Genomic DNA, 20,750 nt, shown 5'->3' on the forward strand with positions numbered 1-20,750 from the left:
GTCCATCGATCCGGGGGCGTTGCAAGACGGCGAGGGGGAGGGGCAAGGGACTTCCGCCAGCCGAGGGCACCGCGATCGCCCGAGCGGCAGCCTGTGCGGGCCCGTTGATTGCGGAGAACGGCCCGGCGCGGCCCGCGCGTCTCGGTTCGGTGAAGAATTGGAATCGCAGCCGGGCCGAGGTGCAACTGCCGAGCTTGCGCTGTGCTGCGGGCTTAGCTAGTGCCGGTTGTCGGGCGCGCGCCGGCCTGTGCGCCTGGGTGGTTTTCTTCTGGTTGGCGTATGGGCTCGGGCAGGAAGCGGATCGGGTTTGGGTGATCCAAAAAGTGCCGGTGGCGGATTGTCGGGTGGTGCGCGGTTTCGTGGGAGCCCCGGTGGACGGATCGGTGCACAGCCGGGACTACAGCGGCCGCGTCGCGGAGTATCCCGCTCGAGCCAGCGACGGAGTCCAATACAGCTTCAATGGGAACGACGGGGTCCACCTGACGCTGGCGGACGAACGGGGCTTCGACTGGGTCGTGCTCCGCGGCGGAGCGCGTACGCGGATGTATGCGGGCAGGACCACGTTGGTGGAACCCACGAACCGGTCGCCCCTGCACGTTTTCCGCGGGGGCGAGTCCGTTCAGATCGCCCGTTTCCCGCAGCGGGTGCAGGCGCAGCAGGTGAGTTTCTTTGGCACCACCAGGGGCGCGCTGGCCGAGGTGGGATTCTACCGGCTTGCACGCAGTGTGCCGCCGGCGGGTCCCGTCGGGGAATTCCATCCCGGGGAAGCAATCGCGCTGCCGCCGCCTTCTTCTGCCTACGCACCCGAGAACCTCTTGTTGGGCCTGCAGGAACGCTACGCGGAGCCGGAGCGGCAAGTCCGTGCGTTGTTGGCAGGGGATCCGAGCCGCGGGACCCTGCGGTTGCCCGCCCACCGGGCGATCCACCTGGTGACCCCCGCATTTTTGCAGGAAACCGGGCTCGCTGCGATTTCCGTGGCGGCGGCGGTTGCGGACGTTTCCGAGCCCGTCCGGGTGCAATTGATCGTCCAGGATCCCCTGAATCCGCGGCGGGACATCAGTTGGGTGGAGTGGGAGGTGGAACCGGGCCGGCTCGATCTTGTGTTGGACCTCCCTGATCAGGTGGTGCTGCCGGGCAGCCGGCTCTGGATCACGTTGCGCGCCTCCCGGGAGCTGACGTTGACCGGACCTTCCGGCGGGGCGCCGGCATTTCGAGTCCACTTCGTTCCGGTCGAGCAGGCGCGGCCCGAAGCGTTGGCATGGCGGAAGTTCTTGTTGAAAACGCTGTTCAGCGTGCTTTCCGAGCCGCGGCCGTGGGGGAGTTACGGGCGGCAACCGCGCGAAGAATTCTACGCTTCGAGCCCGTATGCAGCGCAGTGCCCGGAGTTGTTCCTGACGCTCGACCAGTGCCACGCACTGGCCCCGCAGGACGAGTTGATCCGGCAGTACCGTGAATGGGTCTACCTGCGCCATCTGCCCTCGCTGTCGCCGGTGTCCCCGCCTCCACCGCCCCCGGAAGGGGTACCGGCCTGGGCCTGGTACCCGCGGCTGGCCTGGCTGGAGGCCCGCCGCATTGCACAGTGGTGGCTGGACGAGCGGCTGGTGGACACGGGAGAGCTGGGCGGGCGCGTGGGCGATGACACCGATTGGTTCCAGCAGTTTGTGGACCTGCCGTTTTTCGAGGACGGAGGGACGGCGGCTCAATTGCGCGAGGCGGCCGCACGCCTGGCGGAGCTGGCCGATCGTGAGAACCTGCGCGAGGGCATCAATCGCGAATCCACGGATGCGCTGCACGCCTACGAGGAGGGCATCAATCACCTGGCCCTGATGGCGCGCTGGTTTTACGGCGACCCGGTGTATCTGGAACGTTGCATGGACTCCGCGCGCAATCTGGAGAAACTGACGATCCGCACCGAAGACGGCCGCCGATTCTTCCGCGATTCCGACAGCATGGGCGCGCGAGACTTGGACCGACCCCGGCCTCCCAAAGTGGACGGTCATGCGGCCCCCCTCATGTGGCACGCCGCTTTGCAATGGGCGGATTACAACCGCGCGCCGGAGGCGCTGCGGGTGGTGCGGGAGTGGGCAGACACGTGGCTGCGATATCTGCAGCCCGGCCAATGGGCCACCGCCGTGGAGGTGCCCAGTGGTCGGATCCTCGCCGCCAGCCCCGATCAACCCCTGGGCGGTGGCTACCGCGCACAGGCCACCGTGTTCACCTGGCTGTATGCCCTCACGGGGGACGCCCGGTATATCGAACCCTTTCTCCATTACCTGCGCCAGGGACGCGCCCCGGCACCGACCGACGCGTTTCTCAACGACCTCTTCAACCTGGGGGCATTGCGCGATTTTGACGCCGGAGCCCTCGGGCGCCTGGCGACGTTCCATCCGGCCCTGCCCTTGTATCTGCGCGGCGATCCCAAACCTTTGATCGACGCCGCGGTGGGTAACCCACAGCCGGGGTGGGCGGAAATCGCCTGCCTTTACGATGCCCGGCGTTGGCCGGACATGTACACGGTGACACATCAATTCACCGACCGCGTCTTTCCGAGCCTGTTACAGCATGCTTCCATCGCCTACCTGGGTGGTTTTACCCGTCGCAACAAGTTCAACCCCACGCAGGCCGTAAGTTGGGAGGGCTTTGGCACCAACTACGCCGCCCTGGTGTTGGTGAATCAACCGGACCGGTTCAAGGCCCTGGTGTACAGCTTTGCCAAGCAGCCGATGAGGGGTCGGTTGCGATTCTGGGCCCTGGCACGCGGGCGATACCGGGTTACCGTGGGGCGGGATGCAGACCACGACCAGCAGGCCGATCGGGTGGATTGGACTGTGACCCGACCGTTGGCTCGGGCGGAGCCCCTGGATCTGGTCCTGGCTCCGCGCACTGTCACGGTCATCGAGGTTACGCAGACGGAGACACTCGAACCCCTTTGGCCGCGGCCCGATTTGGCGCTTTCCCCGCGGGAAGTCCTTCGGGACGGTCGCGGCGTTTCGGGCGTGATCCACAATCTCGGCACGGTGGCGGTGCCGAAGGTGGAGATTGCAGTGCAGGACGCGCAGGGACGAATCGTAAGCCGTCTCACGCTGGGTCCGTTGGCCGCGCCGGTGGATCTTGTGCCGAAGCGACAGTCGTTTCACCTTGTGCTGCCGCGGCCTCCGGGCAGGGGTTGGAAACTTGTGGCCGATCCCGAAGACCGGGTGCCGGAGATCTATGAAGGCAACAATGCTGTGCCGATCCCGTAAAGCGGATTGGCGCGGAGCCGAACGCCCGGGCTTCATCCAGCGCGGCGGGGACGGCCTCGCGGTTTCTGCCCCGGGGCAACCGATGCAGACTGCCTCGCAGCCGCGGAGGCGGAAAGGCTCAGGCAGAATGGATCGGCTCGGTGTGCTGCTCCTGTTCCTGGGACCGTTGGCGTGCGGGGCGCAGCAGACCGAGCTGATCACCAGGGCCGAGGGGTTCGGGGCCATCGCCCGCGGCGGCGGGGGAGGGCCGGTGATTGAGGTCACCAACCTCCGCGACAGCGGACCCGGTTCGCTGCGGGAAGCGCTGGCTAGACGCGGCCCGCGCATTATCCGGTTCGCCGTGGCGGGGACCATCGAGTTACAGTCGCCGTTGGTGGTCACGGAGGGCCAGGTGACCCTCGACGGTGAGACAGCTCCCGGCCAGGGGATCACCCTCCGAAATCATGGCCTCCATTTCCGGGGGGACTGCAAGGACATCATCGTCCGTCACCTGCGCATCCGGGTGACCACGGGCGGCAGCTCGGGGGATGCCCTGCTGTTCTGGGGAACCGACGGCGGCACCGTGGAGCGCGTGCGGGTGGAGCATTGTTCGCTCATGGGCGCCACCGACGAAAACGTCAACACCTGGGGGCGCGTCCGCGACGTGACATTCCAGTGGACGATCATCGCCGAAGGGCGGCCACCCCACAGCAAGGGTTGGTTGTCGGGCAGCGGCTCGGACCGCATTACGATTCACCACTGCCTCTTTGCCCACAACGCGGATCGGAATCCGAGGGTCGCGGGCGGCTTGTACGATGTGGTGAACAACGTGATTTACAACTGGAGCCATCATAACGCCGCCAAGATCGGCGCGGGAGCCCGCGTCAACTTCCGCGGCAACGTGTTCCTGCCGGGCCCGCAATCCACAGCCGACCAGGCGTGCATTCTGCCCGAGGACCCCGAGCAGGGGACGCGCCTATACCTGGAGGAGAATCTCACTCCACTGACTCCCACCGGGGCAGAGGACCAATGGCGGAATGTGACATGGTACCAGCGGCTCGGAGATCGTTGGATCGAGCATCGGCCCGCGCCCGACTGTTTTCGTGCCGACAAACCATTTACGGTGGCGCCGGTCACGAAGCACCCGGCTCGAGAGGCATGCGAACTGGTTTTGTCCCGGGCGGGCCCCGGGGTGCGCGATGCGGACGACCAGCGGGTGATCGAGGAGGTCCGCGCGCGGATCCGCTCGTTTCTCCGAGGGCCGGCCGCGAGCGCATCACGCTGATCCAGCCAGCCGATCGCGTTATGAAGGCAGAGCTTTCGTCTCTGCGAGCGGATTCGAACGCGCGGATTCGATCCTGCTCGGCCCGGCCCCGGTGCCTGCCGGGATTCGTGGCACTGGCGCTTTTGGCGTCCGTCGCATGGGCTGCCGACTCAGTCCGCAATCCTCTGCGGGTGCATCCGGCCAACCCGCGTTATTTCACTGATGGGACCCGGGCTCCGGATGGCACCTTGCGGGCAGTGTATCTGACCGGGGCTCACACGTGGAACAACTTCCAGGACATGGGAGAGACGGATCCGCCTGCGCCCTTCGATGTCCACGCATACCTCGACTTTCTGGTGGAGCGCGGCCACAACTTTATCCGGCTCTGGCGCTGGGAGCTGTTGCTGTGGGATACCCGCGCCAGCCGGGAACAGGCACCGCGCCGCCTGGTGGCCGGGCCGCATCCCTGGGCGCGCACCGGACCGGGTACGGCGTGCGATGGCAAGCCGCGATTCAATCTCGAACAGTTCGACGATGGCTACTTCCGGCGGCTTTGGGCCCGCGTGGCGGCTGCAGCGGATCGCGGTTTGTATGTCTCAGTCATGCTGTTTGAAGGATGGGGATTGCAACATATGGCAGGGGCTTGGAAGGCCCATCCGTTCCATCCCTCCAACAACATCAACGGCCTGCTATTGGCCCCCGAGGGCCGCGGCCTGGAGGTTCACACGCTGGATGTACCGCCGGTAACCCGTCTCCAGGAGGCCTACGTGCGCAAGGTGTGCGACACCCTCAACGATTTCGGGAACGTGCTCTACGAGATTGCCAACGAGGCCGGTGCCTATTCGACCGAATTGCAGTACCATTTCATTCGATTCATCCAGACGTACGAAAAGCGCAAACGGCGTCAGCACCCGGTCGGTATGACCTTCCAGTACTCCGGCGATGCCCAGCACCGTGGTTCCAACGCCACGTTGGTCCAGAGCCCCGCCGACTGGATCTCACCGAATCCGGAAGCCGGAGCCTTCGATTATCGGGACAACCCGCCGCCGTCCGATGGACGCAAGGTGGTCCTCGCCGACACCGACCATCTCTGGGGCATCGGGGGGGATGTGGCCTGGGTGTGGAAAAGCTTCACCCGCGGGCTGAATCCGCTCTTTATGGACCCTTACCAGGACACGATTCTGGAGCGAGGCGGCATAAAACGATGGGAGCCGGTACGCCGGGCCATGGGTGTGACCCGGCGCCTGGCTGATGAAATCGCCCTGGCCACCATGAGCCCTCGTCCGGAGCTGGCGTCGACCGGGTATTGCCTTGCCGCACCGGGACGTGAATATGTGGTGTATCTGCCCGAGGGAGGCGAAGTGACCGTGGATCTAACTGCCGCCGCGGGTCCGCTGGAAGTTGCGTGGATCCACCCGGTGGACGGGACCACAACTAGGGCTCCCGTCGTGCAGGGCGGGGTCCCACGGGCTTTTCGTGCTCCGATTTTGGGAACCATGGTGCTCCACTTGAAATGGAAAGGCGGCTCGTCTCCGTGAAAGGAGCCGGTCCGACCCCCGGCTCCAGCGGCTGCCAACAGATTTCTTTGCGTGCTGGCTCGGTTTGCAGAGACAGGGACGGTGAGGATTCGTCGCCGCGTACCAATGCACGCGCAGGGTCGCGCGGCGACGCCGGCGTTTCTTTCGGGTGGGCCTCCCGGGACGGGCTCGAAACGGCACCCATTCTCATGCTGGGTCTGATGTACGCGCGGCCACGTTGGAAGGAATGTGCGCTTCGGCACAACCGCCTGTCGCCATCGTTTGCAGTGCTGGCTCGGTGAGACTTGCGCCTGATTCGAGTGCCGGTGCGGGCCCTGGCAACGGATGGATGCTTCCGAGGGGACCGAATTCCGGCGCGGACACAGGGCTGCCCGGTCTGTACTGACCGCCGTTGGGGGTCTGCTCCGTCGCTGCTGCATCGATCCGGGTCCCTCGTCTCCAGCCCCTCCGGTGAACAAAGCCAGGACCGTACCCGTTCGAGAGAGGGAGCTTGCACGCCGGCAGTTTTGGTGCCGTCCCCGAAACGGTTTCCCACCGCACGCGCCCGAGGCCGGCCATGGGCCCGAAACTTCCGTGGCAACGTCCACGTTATCCGTTGACCTTAGGTCTTCTGATAAAGCAGATTGCCCACATGCATGAAGCGCCGCGGTCGGGATCCGAGGGGGCCGGGGGGATCGGGCGCGGGGCTCGGACGGCTACGCGAATGGCCTCCGGATGCCTGCGAGCGCTCGTCGCATGTGGCGTCGTGCTGGCCCTGGCGATGGGCTGGATCTCCTGCAGCAGCCTCGGTCCGCGGGCCGATTTGAGTCCGCCTTCAATCGAAGGCGCCACGTACGTGGGGAACCAGGTTTGCCTGGACTGTCACGGCGTGTACGCTGTCGCGTTTCCCGCAAATCCGCACGCGCGATTATCCCTGGCAGTGCCGGGCACCTCCACGCCGGCCACCTGCGAAGCCTGCCACGGTCCGGGGAGTCTTCACGTGGCCGCGGGCGGCGGTCGCGGTCGGTTCATTCTCAACCCGAGTGCGGAACCGCGGATATGTCTGGACTGCCATGCCGAGGTTCGACCCGAGTTCCAACTGACGTCGCGGCATCCGGTGCTGGAGGGGCGGATGAGTTGTGCCGCTTGTCATGATCCTCATGGCATGGACGTCACCAAGCCGGCCGGGGGCCTCGGCTGGGCGCGCGTGAACGAGACCTGCCAGGGATGTCATCCGCAGCAGACGCGCCCCTTTGTCTTCGAGCACGAGGCGGTGCGGGAAGGTTGCACGGTTTGCCATCAACCGCACGGTTCGGCACATCGGGCCCTGCTGACCGAGCGCGACAGTCATCTTTGCCTGCGATGTCATGTGCAAACACCGGGACCGGGCGTGGACTCCGGTCGGATTTTCATCGGCCAGGTGGATCACACGGATCGGTTGCGGATGGGTACGTGTTGGAGCGCCGGTTGCCACACGGCCGTGCACGGGTCAGACGTTCATCCCCGCCTTTTCTACTGACATGAGCCCGCCTGCGACACGCGGAAGACACGGAGGGTGCGGTCCGCCGCGGCCCTGTTCCTCCCTCTCCCGGAAGGGCGTTTGCTGGATGGTGACCCTGATGCTGGGCCGGGCCTGGATGGCCGGAGGAACGGAGGCAATGCCCGAGCTGGAAAAGTTACCCCCGGCGGCTTCTGGCCCGGTCGATTATGTGCGGGACATCCGGCCGATCCTGGAGCGGTCGTGCCTGCGTTGTCATGGGCCGGAGCGGCCCCGGAGTGGATTGCGCCTGGACACGCGTGAGCATCTTCTGCGCGGCGGAGACGGTGGGCCGGTGGTGGTCATCAGCAACAGCGCCGCCAGCCGGCTGGTTCACGCCGTGGCACGCTTGCCGGGGGTGCCGGAAGAGTTGTGGATGCCGCCCGAGGGGAAAACGCCGCCGCTGAGTGCCGAGGAGGTGGGACTGCTGCGTGCCTGGATCGATCAGGGGTTGCCCTGGGATGCCTCTGCCACACCCGTGACGAATCGCATCGAGCTTACGGTGGGGCTTGGATGGCTCGGTGGATCGGGCCCCGCCGGTATCCTTCGGAGTCGGTGGCAGCAACCGGACGGCTGGAATGGGGGGTTGGAGGATTTGTTTTGGAGTTACGAGCCCCTGGAGGGACCTCGTTTCACACTGCGGGCACGGGCGCTCCGGGATGACGCATGGCTGCAATTCGAGGGCCGGCTGGTGCCCTGGGGCTGGCTTCGGGCCGGTGTAAGTCAGTACCGGCGGTATGACACGCACCTGGGCGACTGGCCCTGGGGGACGGGCCCCGGGGTGGGCACGCTGGATCGGGTACCGACTCTGGACGTGGGAGGGTCCTGGCTGGAGCTGGGACTGGATCGGCCCGAATGGCCCCAGCTCCGGCTGGGCTACGAACACCTTTATCGCGAAGGCACCCGGGGCAGCACGGTCTGGTCGGCCGGACCCGACCCCGCGGACCGTCGGTTGTTGTGGCCCTCGTTGTTTCATCTCGAGGAAGAGGTTCATGTCTTGCGGTTTCAGATCCGACACGAGGTGGGTGGCTGGCGCCTCGACGACGAGTTGCGGGTGCAATGGACCGAGTCGCGGACGCGCCGTACGAATGCCTTGTACAATCCCCCCGAAGGGGACGCGCGCCTTCTGACGGAGGTGACGCACCGGCACGATAGTGTTCAGGTGGCGAACGCATTTCGGTTCGAGCGCACCGTTCTACCCTGGCTTCGCGCCACGGGCGGCTATCTCTACAGTCAATATGATGCAGACGGCTCGCTGCGCCTGGACGAGGTGCCCCTGGCAGGGTCGCCCGGCTTTCTGCGCCGCTGGCGCAGCCCTGCCGTGGTGCTGGAACAGCGGGCGCATGCCGGGAACCTGAATCTCGTGGCGGAGCCGGCCCGGCAATGGCTCCTCCTGGCGGGACTGCAGACGGACTGGAATCGGGCTCACGCGCTGGGTCAGGCGTCGTTCGACTACGAGTTTGTCCCGGGGGACTGGTTCCTGCAGTCGGCCAGCCAGGAAAGCGCACGGGATCGCTGGGGGTTGACGGAGATCCTGCAGATTCGGTGGACCCCGCTTCCGCAGACGGTTCTGTATGCTGAAGGGCGGGCGGATCAGGACACCCTCGAACATTTCGAAGAGCAACTCGGGGGCGACACCCCACTGCGCCGAGACACTTTGGCGACGGGCCGCGCCTGGGAAGGGCGCATGGGCCTGGACACGACTCCGTGGCCGAGAGTGTCGATGGGCATTGGTTATCGCCACCGGCGGCGTCATACGGAGTTCGATCACCGCGTGGATGTGATCCCGACCGACTTTGGCCTGTTCCCGGGCACGAGTTACTCTGCGTTCATACGGGACCGCGAATCGCGAACCGATCAGGTGGAGGTTCGGACGGCGTGGCAGGCCACGACGCGGCTGCGTCTGTCGGCGTCTTATCGCTATACGCATGCCACCTCCCGCACGGCGACCGATCCTGTGGACGGATTCGATCCGATCACGTTCGATCCGGTGCCGGGGTTTTTCACCCCGGGAACGCGGGCTCTCGGCGCGGACACGGATCTGCACACGGTTCATGTGCAAGGTAGTTATCGGCCGGCGGCGCGGTGGTCGATGCGCCTGGCGGGTTCGTTCCACGACCTGCAAACGCGCAGTGCGGTGGATGATGTGCAAACCCTGCCGGCATGGGCGGGGAACACGTATCAGATCGAGGGGGCCGTTTTGTGGCACTGGAACGAGCAGACCGAGGTGGAGGGACAATACCGTTGGGCGTTGAGCGATTTCCACCGCGATACGGCTCCGACGGTGCTGCCGACCGGTGTGTTGTGGCGGGAGCAATGGTTCGGGGTGGGGCTGCGCCGGCGGGTGCGTGAAGACTTGTGGATTCGCGTGCGTTACGGGCTTTGGAGTTATGACGAGCCGACGGCCCGGGGGACCAGGGATGTGCTGGCGCACCTGGGCTGGCTGAGTCTCACCTGGCGGTGGCCCTGAGGGATCCGGACTCGACTCCCGACGTTGCGCGCGCAGGGGAAGGGGGAAAGTCCACGACGCGGTGCCCGCCCACGAAAAGCGACAGACGCAGCCGGTCGGGGTGGGCGACGCGGAGAGGACCCCGATAGCGGGGTGAATCGTGGCCGGGGGTGGAACCGTCGAGGGTGTAACGCACGACGGAACGCGGCAGGGGCGTGCCGTTGGGCGATCCCGCGGCGGTAAGCACCTTGAGGGAATCGCCCTCCTTCACGACGGTCAGGGCCAGGACCACCGCGGGCGGCCGGGGCCGGTCGGTGGTCAGCAGGCGTGAGGCGATGCCGGCTTCAGTCGGCAAATTCCCCTCCCCCAACAGGGTCACCGGACCGAGAGCACCGAAGGCCACCGGATGGCCATTGGTCGGGACCAGGGTCCCGTGGGCGTCGCGGAGTTCGGCGTGAACGAAGACCATGTCCCTGCCCTCCCGGGCGAAGGGCACACCCACCAGATCAAACGTGAGCGTCAACCGGTCCGGGGCTTCCGGCGTCCGGACTTCGTGAGTGGCAACCGGGCGACCGTTCCGGTAACCCACCGCCCGGAGGGTTCCGGGGACGAAGCGTGGTAACTCGAAGAGAAACGGTGGATGAGGGAGATGAGAACCGACCCGATCGCGCTCAGGGCGCCGGCGTCCCAGGGACACGCCGTTTTGAAAAAGCTCCACCTCCTCACAGTTACTGAACACGCGGACCGAGCGGGGTGAGTCGGGCTGGTAATAAGTGGCGATGAACAGGACCGGGCCGACGGGGCGTCCCCGGACGAGTTCGTCGGGGTGCCGTTGGCTGCGATAGAACCACGTGCCGAGCTTGGGCAGACGAAAGATGTCCATGCAGCCCGAGGCCTCGAGATCAGGTGCATAGCCGCGGTTGTAATCGAACATGACCCAGAGTCCGTCGGCAAAGGCCGTGGTTTGCCGGTTGTCGTTGTGGGCCTCCTGGAAATTCAGGGCTTGTTGCAGGAGACGGGTTTCGCCATCGCCGCGTCGCTGTCGGCTGTTTCGCTCGGCCGGTTGGAGATCCTTCCAGAGGTGTTGCTGGAAGCCGGCGTTTTGGGCGTAATACTCCCAGTCGCCGTACTCGCTGATGACGCAGGGCTGGTTGGTAATCCCTCGGCATCCCCCGTGTTGGCGTGCCTGGAGGAAGACGTCGTAACCCGGCTGCCAGCCGGCGGTGTACATTTGATCTCCCGGATATTCCTCGTGGGCGATGGCGTGGGCGCGCCGGATGAACGATTCCGGCTGATCGCTCTCGTTGAGCGACACCTCCCAGAGGAAGACCGAGGGATGATTGCGATCGCGACGAATGAGCTGGCGGATTTCGCGGAGTTTGAGCTCGGCGAAAGCCGGATCGGGATTGAAGTACTGCCAGCCCATGAGGCAGTTCATGACCAGCAGGCCGAGCTCGTCACAGGCGTCGAGAAAGGCCGGAGCCTGGGGGTAGTGTGAGAGGCGCACGTAGTCAAAGCCGGCCTCCTTGATTTTCCGCGCGTCGCGGGACTGGGCGGCATCGGAGAGTGCGTAGCCGATCCAGGGGTATTCCTGATGGCGGTTGACGCCGCGGAGGAAAAGCTTCTCGCCATTCAGCCAAAAGCCCTCGGGTGTGATGCGAAGGTGCCGGATCCCGATGCGGGTGGTGAGGGCGTCCACCAGGCCGTCTCCTTCGCGGATTTCAGAATCGACACGATACAGGTGGGGCGAGCCGGGCGACCAGAGGGCCGGGTTGGGCACGTGAAGTTCGTGGACCTCGGTGCAGTCGGCACCGGGGGCCAGCGACAGCGGGGTCTCGCTCCGGGCCACCCGTTGGCCGGCCGGGTTCCGCAGGGTTGTCCGGAGGGTAAAGGTGCGGGTTTGTGGGCCCTTGTTTTGGACGTGGGTTTGGACCCGCACCACTGCCGCCGTGCGAGTAACCAGGGGGAAGGTGACAAAGACACCGCCCCCTGCTGGATGGTCCACGAGCAACGGATCCGTGATATGGAGCCGGTCTTTGTACGTGAGCGAGGCGGTGCGGTAGAGGCCGCCATAGAGGTTGAAATCGAGGTCGCGCAATGGCTTGGGGCCGGTCAGGGGGTTGTCGCGGTTGTCCAGACGCACGGCGACGAGGTTCGTGGCCCCCGGGCGCAGATAAGGGGTGGCATCGAGAACATACGGCAGATAACCACCGAGAAAACGTCCCGCGAACCGGCCGTTGATCCAGATCTCGGCAACGTTCATGGCCCCTTCGAAGCGCAGAATGGCGATGCGGTTGGAAGCCGGGGCCGGGACAAAGAACGATTTCCGATACCAACAGAGGCCCTGCCACTGGGGATCCAACCGGCCGCAGACCAGGGCTTCGATCCTCGGCGTGTGCGGCAGGGTTACGGACTCCCAGGTACGATCGTCGAAGTCGGGACGTTCTGCGCCCGGGGGATCGTCTCGCAGAAATCGCCAGTGTTCATGGAACGGCTCCGCTGGCACCGCTGCCGTGAGAGGAGATGCAAGGCCAAGGACCAGGAAACACGAGGCGAAAAGCACCTTCGGGTTTGTGCGGGCAATGGCAACCATGGACGGAGAGCGCGATCGGTAACCGGGTTACTGTAGTCGGAAAAACCGGGGACCGTCTTCCAGGGGGACGCGGGTGTGGTATTGGAGTTCCTCCGCGAGCACCGGAGCGGTGACAGGGTGCCACAAGGAATGCGGCGCGAGACTGGTGGCGCTCACCAGGGAGAATCCGGCCCCGCTGAGGGGCCAGCTCAAGAGCAGTTCGGGTTCCGCAAGCCGGGCTTCCAGGCGGAGGGGGGTGGTCAGGCGGCCGAGAGCGGCGGCCGCGGGCAACACGTTGCCGCCGGGGCCGAACAGCGAACGAAGATCAAACCCCGCCAGGCGATATCCCGGCAGGCTCTGGTATTCGGCGCCCCACCAGAAGATGCCGCGGCCCAACCGCAGGGGCACGGAGTTGACGACTTCGGCGAGGGCGATGACATACTCGACTTGACCGTTCGTGGTGGCGGGAATGCCCCAGACATTCGTCGAGCCGGAGAACGGGAACGCCGTCTCCACCACCACGATCGGTTTTCGGTATCTCAGGGCCGCGTTGGTGAGGGTGTTGCGAAGGTCCGTGAGCGAACCGTGCCAGAAGGGGTAGTAACTCAGGCCGATGAGGTCGAAGGGCACGTTCTGGGCCTGCAAGCGGTCAAAAAACCAGCGGGTCCCCGCCCAGTCGCCGCCGCGGTCGATGTGAATCATGATCTGCGGTCCCCCCGTGGGGACGGCGTCGCGGATTCCCTGGATGGCGGCGCGGAGTAACTGGCCCAGTTTGGCCCATTGGAGGGGGGTGTCGTTGGTGCCGCCGACGTGCCCATGGGGCCAGAGCATGCCCTGGGTGATTTCGTTGCCTACTTGCACGTATTCCGGAACGATGCCCGCGGCGGCGAAGCTCGCCAGCACGTTGCTGTTGTAGGCTCGCAGTTCGCCGAGCAACTCGGAAAAGCTCAGGTTGGTCCAGGCCGCCGGCAGTCGTTGTTTGCCGGGGTCGGCCCAACTGTCCGAGTAATGAAAGTTGAGCAGGAGTTGGTGGCCCGCGGCCCGGGCGCGGCGGGCCAGCGGGAGCGTGTAATCAAGGTTGTTGATGGCGTTGTAGGGATCCGCGGCGGCCTGGGCGGCGCTACTGGTAAAGAGCCGCAGCCGGACGCAGTTGAGCCCCTGGCGCCGCAGGATCTCGAACGCGTTGGCGGGCTGCCCGTTTTCCCGGTACACCGCACCGCGGTCTTCGAAGAACTGCACATGGGACATGTCTGCCCCCGCCAGGAAGACGGGCTCCCGGGCGAGCGTGGCGCCGGATGACCAAACCATGGCCGCCGCTGCAGCGGTTTGCCAGGCCCGGCGCCACGGCCTCCGGCTCGTTCCTGCGGACCGGGACAACAACCGGCGCCCGACCATGGCATCAGGGACCGATCAAGCGGAAGTATCGTTGCCCGGCCTCCACGGGCACGGTGACGTTCCCTGTGTTCTCGGTGTTGGGCACGTCCTGCCACGGACCGGTCACAGAAGGGGCACTCTGCAGGCGCACGCGGGGACCGGCTTCCCAACTGATCTCCAGCTGGGACGGAGCGGTCCAGCGGTTGGTGAGCGGCCCCAGGGAGGTGACGTTGTTGAGGAAAGCCGTCGGCAGGACCACGGCGTTGGTATCGGCAAACTGCCAGGTTCGGTCGCCGGTGGTTTCCCAGGTCGCGCCGTTGATCACGAACTGGTAGAGCATGACGCTGCCGGGGGCCTGATTGGTCGTCAGGAAGGTCCCGGAGTAAATGATGGGATTGGCGGGACTGTTGGTGAGCTGGAAACCGCCGATCCATGCCCCGCCGGCCGTGGTGAGGAACGAGCCCCGGGCCTCGACGAAGTCCACGTCCGGATTGAACAGTCCGCGGGCGATGGCCACGCCCATGTTGACCGAGAAGGTGACCGGGATGGGCACCGCGGGGTTGGTGACGTCATTGAAGAAGACCACGGGGAGAACCAGGGGCTGGTTGGTCATGACGAAGGTGCGGTTGGGCCGGCTTTCCCAATTGCCGTCCATGATGAATTTGTAGTTCACCGTGGCTCCGACCGGGGCTGTGATTTCAAAGGTGCCGACCCAGAGGGCCTGGTTGGTGGGGGTGGGCGCCAGGACGTGCGTGCCCTGGTTGGCCCAGTCGTCAATCGCATCGCCGGAGACCACGACGCGTCCCCAGGAGGGATCGAACGCGCCGTTGGCGATCTGGACGCTCATGTCCACCTGAAACGTGACCGGCTGACGATTCGTGACGACCTCGCTGATGTCATCGAAATAGACCACGGGGAGCACATACGTTTCCGAGGGGACCTGGAACCACCGGTTTTGGCGCGTTTCCCACACGTAGCCGGTCCCGGCGCGGAGCATGACGAACTTGTAATTCGGCCAGGTTCCTGCCTGAAGGTCCACGGTGCCTTCCCATAGGTTGGGCTCGGTTTCGCTGCGGGTGAGCAGATTGGCCGTGGTGCTCCAGTTGTTAAAGGTACCCGCCAGATAGACCAGGTCGGTGTCCGGGTTGAACCGGCCCATCGCGATCTGGACGCTCATGTCCACGCGGAAAGTGACCTGCACGGCCGCGGATGGGGAGGCCATGCCCAGCAGGGCCAGCAGCATGCAACTGGATTTGAGGATCGTTTTCATGAGACTTTCACACTCCTTTCGCATCGGGCCACGCGGCCCGGCCGGGATTTGGGGCACGGTCAATAGAACGCCGTATCCACGCCTGTGTACTGCCATTGAATTTGGGAGCGCGGCCGGGTTTCCACGTGCCCGTCCGCAAAACCGAGGTTGACGGAGCGAAGGCGGCCGTTGGCCGAATGCCCGGCGCCGGCGCGTTGAACGTCGCGCAGGTTCCCGGGAGTGAAGCAGTAGTCGCTGATCACCGGCTGGAGGCGCGCCACCGGATCGTCGGGTCGGGTGGGCCAGCCGAGGGTTTCGCGGCTGCGGCCGCCCTGCGGACTGGGGAACACCGAGGACGGGGCGTTGGCCAGGGGTCTCGGCACCCACCAGGCATGTCGCAGCACGGCGAAGGTGCCGTTGTACAGCATGCTGGCGTAGAGATTGAGATCCTCCGGGGAAGTGATGGGACGGCGGTACCGTTGCTGGAACCAATCCTGGGCCTCCTGCCATTCCTGGGGCCGGACGGGACAGAACCACAACGGGACCGTCAACCCGTAGGGAGCCAGTCCCGGGATCATCTGGAGGGAGACGTCCCACGCGTTCTGACCCGAAACACCGCCCACGGGAAACGAGGGCAGGCGTCCCCGGGCATCGTCCCCGCTGTACATCGCATGGACTAGGCCCCACTGCCGGTAGTTGGAGGTGCAATGCACCACCTTGGCGCGGAACTTGGCGTTGCCCAGGGCGGGCAGGAGCATGCCGGCCAACAGGGCGATGATGGCGATGACCACCAGCAGCTCGATCAGCGTGAAGGCGCCTGCGGAGGATCGGGACATGCGCAGCGCGGGCGTTCCCATGGTTCGTTCAAGAGGCCCGGACGCGGCGGCTCAGGCCCCCCTGCCCGCTCGCCTGCGCTGACCGAGCCACAGAACGGCCCCGAGCCCGAGCAGCGCCGGCAGGGTCGGCTCGGGTACCAGCGTGTAGGACAGCACGTTGTTGCCGGAGTCGTAGGGATCGTTGTTCCATGAACGCGCGGCAGTGCTGCCGGCGGCGTCCAGCACGGAATTCCCGTCCGAAGTGGTGTACACGTCGAACCGGAGGGTGTCTCCGATGTTCACCCCCAGGCTGGCCAGGGGCAGGGAGAGGGTGACCGAGGAGGGGCCGGTGGCCACAGTGATCCCGGAGCCTGAAACGATGGGCCACGCCGAGCCATCCCAATGACGCAATTCTGCGCCGGTGCCGAAGTTCATCCAACTGCCGATGAAATAGTCCATGCCGCCGACGCTCATCGAAATGGGTTTGCCCCAGCCGTCCGGCCCGGTGGTATTGCCTCCCGGGGCGGTGTCCAGGCCAATGAGATACTTGGCCCAATCGACAGCCAGCGGGTTGCCGGCAAGATGGATCTGGAAACTCAGAGTGGTGGCGTCATTGTCCACGACCACGGACGTGATGTCGAGGTAGCCGAAGCCGGAGGGCGTGAAGTCACCGGTGGCGTCCGGGAAGTTGACCGCTGCAGGGGCTTCAGACACCAGCAGGGCCGTGGCGCAGACGGATACAAGCAGCGTCTTTTTCATGGCGCTTTTCCTGATTACCGGGTTTTGCGAACGTCGTTGGCCAAAGCTTACCCCGTCGTCCGCCCGGACGCCACCCTCACAAATGTATGGTTTTTGACCTTCCTGGCGGCCGGGGGCCACGGGAGGACGGCTCGAGGGCCCGACTGCACCATCGCGGACAGCACCTCGAATCTTCCGAAAGCACTCGCGCAGTCGAATGAGCCGCACAGGAACTTCTCCTCGAAACGGCCGCGGGTTTCCGGCAGCGCCGGAAAGACGGAACGCCCTTCCTTTGGCCGGGCCCGGCGGTGCTGCCGATCCGCGGGCCGCCACGGCCAGAAGCCCTGACGACGGACAGGGGTCCCTGCCGCTGCAGGCGCTGTGCAGGATCCATCGGATTCATCATGCGGCCTCGCCCCGTTGCAACGCTGCATCCGATCTGCAAGGAGGCACGACGAAAGGTACGGGATCCACGTACAGACGCCGGAGCGCCGCAAGCCCTGCGGGTTCGCCCTTGCGCGCCGAGACCATCGAGCAGGCGGCGGTGGCGGCCGCTGGTCCCGTTCCCAGGGCCCGGAACCCCGAGCCTCGTGTCCGAATCCGGGCCGCTTTCCGGCCGCAACGGTTGGGAGCCGTCCGGGCGTTGTCCGACCGCGGTGGCAGTTTCTGGAGTGCTGATCGACCAACATTGCTGGTCGCGACCCTGCGGTGCGAGCGCCGGCGCCCCGAACAACGACCGGCTGCTGCGGATGCCATGCCATGTTGAGCGTACCCGGGGCATGCTGTACCCCCGCATCCGGGTCTTGCACTTGTTCCTGGCAGGTCGCGCAAGGGCCGGCCCCGCACTACTCAGGCTCTTGCCACGGACGGGCTTGGGCTGTGTGCCCGGGGCCGATTGTTGGCCGGGGCGCATCGCGGGAACCGCGGCCCGAAAACTTTGGCCGAGCTTGAGGGGCGTGGGGGCGATGGGTTCGCTTGGCCGCTGCTCCGGCCCGGCGTACTTTGGGCGGTATGAGCGAACGAGAGATCGGCTCGGGGAATTCGACGACGGGCACGCCACCCCGGCGCTGTGGCCTGGCTGTGTTGGTGGGGCGCACCAACGTGGGCAAGTCCACGCTGCTCAACGCATTGGTGGGCCGCAAGGTCTCGATCGTGACGCCCAAGCCCCAGACCACCCGCGACCCGATCCAGGGCGTGGTCAACCGGCCGCAAGGGCAGATTGTGTTCGTGGACACGCCCGGTTTTTTCAAGACGCACGCCAGTCGGCTGGTGGATCGCCTCCACGAACGAGCCCGGCGGGCGTTGCAGGGCATCGACGTGGTGGTTCACGTGGTGGATCCGACCCGGCCGGTGGGGCCGGAGGACGAGATGGTACTGGAGGCGTTGCAGGGGGTCTCGCAACCCCGGCTCTTGTGCGTCAACAAGTGCGACGTGCCGGAGCGGCCCTACCAGGAGCTCTGGAAGGCGCGGCAACACGAGTATGCCGGGTATTACGAAGTGTCCGCGTACACGGGGCAGGGCCTGGAGGCGTTGGTCGAGGGCATTCTGGCGCACCTGCCGGAGGGACCGCTGTTGTACCCCGAAGATCAGGTGACCAACGCCAACCAGCGGTTTTTGATCAGCGAGCTGATTCGGGAGAAGGTGTATCTGATGATGGATGACGAGGTGCCCTATCGGACGGCCGTGGAGGTGCATGCGGTGGAAGAGACGCAGGACAAGGCCGGCCGGCCGATGTGGCACATCAAGGCGTCGATCCTGGCGGCCAACCCGCGATATCAACGCATGCTCATCGGCGCGGGCGGGCGGCGCATCCGCGAGATCGGGCAGGCCGCCCGGATGGACCTGGAAGCGCAGTTGGGTCGGAAGGTCTTCCTGGACATGGACGTGGTGGTGGACCGCAGCCTGGAGAAGTAGGGCGGGCCCGGGCCGGCTGTGGCGGTTCGTCTCGTATTTCAGCCGGGGCGCGGGAGCGTGGTTTGGCGGTGGCTCGCGGCCGCCTTCGGAGTCAAGCGGCTTCCTGTTGATCGGCCTTGCGGCGGATCAGGGGTGGGCATTCGCCCCGGACCACCGCCCGGGTGATTTTGACGTGGGTGACATCCCGGTGTCGGGGCACGTCGTACATTACCTCGAGCATCAACTTCTCCAGCAGGCTGCGCAGGGCGCGGGCGCCGGTTCCTTTTTTGATGGCCTGGGCGGCCAGCTCCTGAAGGGCATCCGGGGTGAACTCCAGGTCGACCCCCTCCAGGGCCAGGAGCTTGGCGTACTGACGTGTCAGGGCGTTGCGGGTGGAGGTGAGCACCTCGATCAGTTGTGCCTCGGTCAGTTCGCTCAAGGTGGCGATGACCGGCAGCCGGCCAATGAACTCGGGGATGAATCCGAAGCGCAGGAGATCCTCCGGCTCCACGTAGGGCAACAGGCTGCCGGGGGTCTCGGTCCCGGCACGGACGGCAGCATGAAAGCCCATGACCTGGTGACCGAGGCGCCGTCGGATCATCTGCTCCAAGCCGACGAAAGCGCCGCCGCAAATGAAAAGGATGTCGGTGGTATCGACGCGGATGTACTCCTGTTGCGGATGCTTGCGGCCGCCCTGGGGCGGCACGTTGCAAATGGTGCCTTCCAGGATCTTGAGCAGGGCCTGTTGGACTCCTTCACCGGAGACGTCGCGGGTGATGGAGACGTTCTCGGTTTTGCGGGCGATTTTGTCGATTTCGTCGATGTAGATGATGCCGCGCTGGGCCCGGGCCACGTCGAAGTCCGCATTCTGCAGCAGGCGCAACACGATGTTTTCGACGTCCTCGCCCACGTAGCCGGCTTCCGTCACCGTGGTGGCGTCGGCGATGGCAAAGGGGACATCCAGGATGCGGGCCAAAGTGCGGGCCAGCAGCGTTTTGCCGGAGCCGGTGGGCCCGATGAGCAGGATGTTGCTTTTTTCCAGCTCAACTTCGGCGTGGGGGTCGTCCTCGGCGGGTTTGGCTCCGGCCGGCGCGCGTCGGCTCAGGATGCGCTTGTAGTGATTGTGCACGGCGACGGCCAGAGTTTTCTTGGCCTGCTCCTGGCCGACGCAATATCGGTCCAGTTCCTGCTTGATGTCGTGCGGCTTGGGGACGGTGAGGGTGCGTTCGGCGCGGGCCTGGACGGCCTGCTCGGCATCCAGCACGTTTTTGCAGAGCAACACGCAGTTGTCGCAAATGTACGCGCCGGCGCCGGCGATGAGTTTGCGAACGTCGCGGGCGGGCTTGCCGCAAAAACTGCACGAGGGGGTTGTGGAGGGTCGGGCCAAAGTGCCTCCCGGGTGGGTGCCTGGGGAATCGCTCGAGCGGGATCGGCCTCAGGAACTGCGTTCCGTGGCCCCCGGGACCTCCTTGCGCGATTGCACCACCGCGTCCACCAACCCGTAGGCCTTGGCCTCCTCGGCCGACATGAAGAAGTCCCGGTCCGTGTCGCGCGCCACTTCCTCCACGGTCTTCCCGCAGTGGAAGGCCAGGATTTCGTTCAGCCGGTCCTTCAACCGGAGGATCTCCTTGGCCTGAATGCTGATATCGGTGGCCGCGCCCTGGACGCCGCCCCACGGTTGGTGGATCATGATGCGCGCGTTGGGCAGGGCGAATCGCTTGCCCTTGGTCCCCGCGGCCAGCAGGACCGCGCCCATGCTGGCGGCCTGACCGATGCAATAGGTGTTCACGTCGCAGGTCAGGTACTGCAGCGTGTCGTAGATGGCCAGGCCCGCGGTGACGCTGCCACCGGGCGAGTTGATGTACAAATGCACGTCCTTTTTCGGGTCGCTCATTTGCAAGAACAACAGTTGGGCGATCACCAGGTTGGCCACCATGTCGTCCACCGGCGTCCCCAAAAACACGATGCGGTCGACCAGCAACCGCGAATAAATGTCATAGCCCCGTTCGCCCCGGCCGGTCTGTTCGACCACCATGGGCACCAGGAAATTGTTCAGATTCATAGGCACAATTTGCACGTTCCGGGCGAACCTACGGGACCCACGGCGGGTCGTCAAGCGAA

13 protein-coding genes are annotated in these 20,750 nt (G+C 65.6%); 6 read left to right on the plus strand and 7 right to left on the minus strand.

What is annotated here, in order from left to right; all coding sequences use genetic code 11:
- Positions 1-149 precede the first annotated feature (149 nt).
- The 5 genes from ACPDIT_RS06950 to ACPDIT_RS06970 all read left to right on the plus strand — a co-directional run bounded on the left by ACPDIT_RS06950 (position 150) and on the right by ACPDIT_RS06970 (position 10,009).
- Entirely contained in the window at positions 150-3,242 is a 3,093-nt protein-coding gene (locus ACPDIT_RS06950; RefSeq protein ID WP_423442450.1) for a hypothetical protein, read from the plus strand.
- Between the two features lie 127 nt (positions 3,243-3,369).
- Positions 3,370-4,506 carry a pectate lyase family protein gene (locus ACPDIT_RS06955; protein ID WP_423442451.1) on the plus strand — a complete coding sequence of 379 codons (1,137 nt, stop codon included), beginning with the start codon at positions 3,370-3,372 and terminating at the stop codon, positions 4,504-4,506.
- A gap of 20 nt (positions 4,507-4,526) precedes the next feature.
- The gene (locus ACPDIT_RS06960) at positions 4,527-6,023 is read left to right on the plus strand and encodes a DUF6298 domain-containing protein (RefSeq protein WP_423442452.1); all 1,497 of its coding nucleotides are present in this window, start codon (positions 4,527-4,529) and stop codon (positions 6,021-6,023) included.
- Positions 6,024-6,726: 703 nt separating this feature from the next.
- The gene (locus ACPDIT_RS06965; RefSeq protein WP_423442453.1) at positions 6,727-7,521 is read left to right on the plus strand and encodes a cytochrome c3 family protein; all 795 of its coding nucleotides are present in this window, start codon (positions 6,727-6,729) and stop codon (positions 7,519-7,521) included.
- An 88-nt stretch (positions 7,522-7,609) separates the two neighbouring features.
- Positions 7,610-10,009 (plus strand): c-type cytochrome domain-containing protein, encoded by a 2,400-nt coding sequence (locus tag ACPDIT_RS06970; protein WP_423442454.1) that lies wholly within the window; start codon positions 7,610-7,612, stop codon positions 10,007-10,009.
- On the opposite strand, the gene ACPDIT_RS06975 is transcribed toward ACPDIT_RS06970, so the two are convergent.
- From ACPDIT_RS06975 to ACPDIT_RS06995, 5 genes are all read right to left on the minus strand, one after another.
- Positions 9,990-12,494 carry a glycoside hydrolase family 2 TIM barrel-domain containing protein gene (locus tag ACPDIT_RS06975; protein ID WP_423442455.1) on the minus strand — a complete coding sequence of 835 codons (2,505 nt, stop codon included), beginning with the start codon at positions 12,492-12,494 and terminating at the stop codon, positions 9,990-9,992. The two genes, ACPDIT_RS06970 and ACPDIT_RS06975, sit on opposite strands and share 20 nt — an antisense overlap.
- 114 nt (positions 12,495-12,608) lie before the next feature.
- A complete protein-coding gene (locus ACPDIT_RS06980; RefSeq protein WP_423442456.1) occupies positions 12,609-13,868 on the minus strand; it encodes a glycoside hydrolase family 53 protein in 1,260 nt (419 codons plus the stop codon).
- Positions 13,869-13,959: 91 nt separating this feature from the next.
- The gene (locus ACPDIT_RS06985) at positions 13,960-15,204 is read right to left on the minus strand and encodes a carbohydrate-binding module family 20 domain-containing protein (RefSeq protein ID WP_423442457.1); all 1,245 of its coding nucleotides are present in this window, start codon (positions 15,202-15,204) and stop codon (positions 13,960-13,962) included.
- Positions 15,205-15,263: 59 nt separating this feature from the next.
- The gene (locus ACPDIT_RS06990; RefSeq protein ID WP_423442458.1) at positions 15,264-16,040 is read right to left on the minus strand and encodes a type II secretion system protein; all 777 of its coding nucleotides are present in this window, start codon (positions 16,038-16,040) and stop codon (positions 15,264-15,266) included.
- 30 nt (positions 16,041-16,070) lie between these two features.
- Positions 16,071-16,757, minus strand: a complete 687-nt coding sequence (locus tag ACPDIT_RS06995) for a PEP-CTERM sorting domain-containing protein (protein ID WP_423442459.1) — start codon at positions 16,755-16,757, stop codon at positions 16,071-16,073.
- A gap of 990 nt (positions 16,758-17,747) precedes the next feature.
- Between ACPDIT_RS06995 and era the strand changes: the two genes are divergently transcribed.
- A complete protein-coding gene (era, locus tag ACPDIT_RS07000; protein WP_423442460.1) occupies positions 17,748-18,650 on the plus strand; it encodes a GTPase Era in 903 nt (300 codons plus the stop codon).
- A 91-nt stretch (positions 18,651-18,741) separates the two neighbouring features.
- Here the strand turns inward: era and clpX are convergent, their stop codons facing one another.
- Positions 18,742-20,016: an ATP-dependent Clp protease ATP-binding subunit ClpX gene (gene clpX, locus ACPDIT_RS07005; protein WP_423442461.1), complete on the minus strand. Its 1,275-nt coding sequence runs from the start codon at positions 20,014-20,016 to the stop codon at positions 18,742-18,744.
- Positions 20,017-20,064: 48 nt separating this feature from the next.
- On the minus strand, positions 20,065-20,691 hold the full coding sequence (clpP, locus tag ACPDIT_RS07010; RefSeq protein ID WP_423442462.1) for an ATP-dependent Clp endopeptidase proteolytic subunit ClpP: 627 nt from the start codon (positions 20,689-20,691) through the stop codon (positions 20,065-20,067).
- Positions 20,692-20,750 lie beyond the last annotated feature (59 nt).

Origin of the sequence: Limisphaera sp. VF-2, assembly GCF_049537125.1 — a bacterium.
Lineage (GTDB): Bacteria > Verrucomicrobiota > Verrucomicrobiia > Limisphaerales > Limisphaeraceae > Limisphaera.